This window comes from Halogeometricum sp. CBA1124, assembly GCF_009741955.1.
Taxonomy (GTDB): domain Archaea; phylum Halobacteriota; class Halobacteria; order Halobacteriales; family Haloferacaceae; genus Halogeometricum; species Halogeometricum rufum.
The window spans coordinates 1-1,626 of record NZ_WPCD01000347.1 but is presented as its reverse complement, the minus strand read 5'-3'; the positions used below and the strand labels follow the sequence as shown (position 1 = coordinate 1,626).

1 protein-coding gene and 1 pseudogene are annotated in these 1,626 nt (G+C 69.7%); both read left to right on the top strand.

All coding sequences use genetic code 11. The annotated features are described in order from the left end of the window. Positions 1–292: CBS domain-containing protein (locus GJ632_RS21365; RefSeq protein ID WP_191453971.1), on the top strand; the 292-nt coding region annotated here is incomplete at its 5' end. 119 nt (positions 293–411) lie between these two features. Then, positions 412–1,358, top strand: a pseudogene (locus GJ632_RS21360) (DMT family transporter). Positions 1,359–1,626 lie beyond the last annotated feature (268 nt).

Genomic DNA, 1,626 nt, shown 5'->3' with positions numbered 1-1,626 from the left:
CGGCTTCCCGCCGTTCATGGAGACGCTGACCTACGCCATCGACGTCTCGTGGGACGACCTCGACCTCGGCGTGGACCTGTTGAAGAACGCCAACAAACCCATCAGCGACGTGATGACCGCGGACGTGGTGACGGTCGGTCCCGAGACCGACCTCGACACCCTCCTCGACCTCCTCGCGGACGACGACCGGGACATCAACCGACTCCCGGTGGTCGAGGACGGGCGCCTCGTCGGCATCGTCGCCCGACAGGACGTGCTCCGCGCGATTCGCGACCGACGCCGCGGCGACTGAGGGCGCGCGGGCACTCGCGCGAAGCCCGACGCCGCACGACGGTCCGGGCCGCGACGTTCGCTCTCCGGCAGACGAGGTGGCCGAACGAAACGTGAGGGGGCGGCCGACCGACCGCAGGTGTGAGCCGCTATCGCAATCTCGGCCTGTTCCTCTTCCTCGCCGCGGTGTGGGGTGCGGCGTTCATGGCCATCAAGGCCGGCCTCGGGCGCCCGGCGACCCCGGCGGGTTCTTCGAGACGCCCGTGCTGTTCGCCGCGATTCGCTACGACGTCGCCGGCGTGTTGATGCTCGGCTACGCCGTCTACGCCACCGACCACGCGATTCCGAGCGGCCGCGACGAGTGGACCACCGTCGTCGTCGGCTCCGTCCTCATCATGGCGGGCTACCACGCCCTCCTGTTCGTCGGCGAGACGGACCCCGCCGTCACCTCCGCGGCCGCCGCGGTCATCGTCAGCCTGAGTCCCGTCCTCACGGCGGGGTTCGCCCGCGCGTTCCTCCCGTCCGACACGCTCTCGGTCCTCGGTGCCGTCGGTTTGCTCTTGGGACTCGTCGGCGTCGTCGTCCTCTCGAACCCCGACCCGAACAACCTGCTGTCGGGCGGCACCGTCGCCAAACTCCTCATCTTCGGCGCGGCGGTGAGTTTCGCCCTCGGGTCGGTGCTCACCCGCCGCATCGACGCCGACTTCCCCATCGAGACGATGGAGGCGTGGACGATGCTCGGCGGCGCCCTGCTGATGCACGTCGTCAGCGTCGGCATCGGCGAGTCCGCCGCCGACGTGACGTGGACGACGGACTCGCTTCTGGCCGTCGGCTACCTCTCGGTGGTGGCCAGCGCCATCGGCTTCCTCGTCTACTTCGACCTCTTGGAGCGCCTCGGCCCCATCGAGATAAACCTCGTCTCCTACGTCGCGCCCGTGTTCGCGGCGCTCACGGGGTGGGCGTTCCTCGGCGAACTGCCGACGGTGTACACCGTCGTCGGCTTCGTCGTCATCTTCGCCGGCTTCCTCCTCCTGAAACGGGAGAGTCTGCGGCGAGAACTGCCTCGCATCCGCAGAGCGCTGTCCTGACCGGAGGCGCTCTCGAGCGGTCGTCCGACGAGACGCGGGGTGGTCGGGTGGACTCTCTCGTCCGGGCGGCGTTCCGCCACACGTCTCAAGTGGCGGAGGAACCTACCGGCGTACCGACCGCATGCGTACCGAGACTGACCGACCGGTTCCGGGGAACGCGCCGTCGCTCTCGGTCCGAGCCGAAGTCCGGGCCGATGCCGCGCGACGGGCGACAGAACCGAACGAGGCGAACGGAGGCCGGTCGCGGCGATGAGAGAGGCCGTGCTGG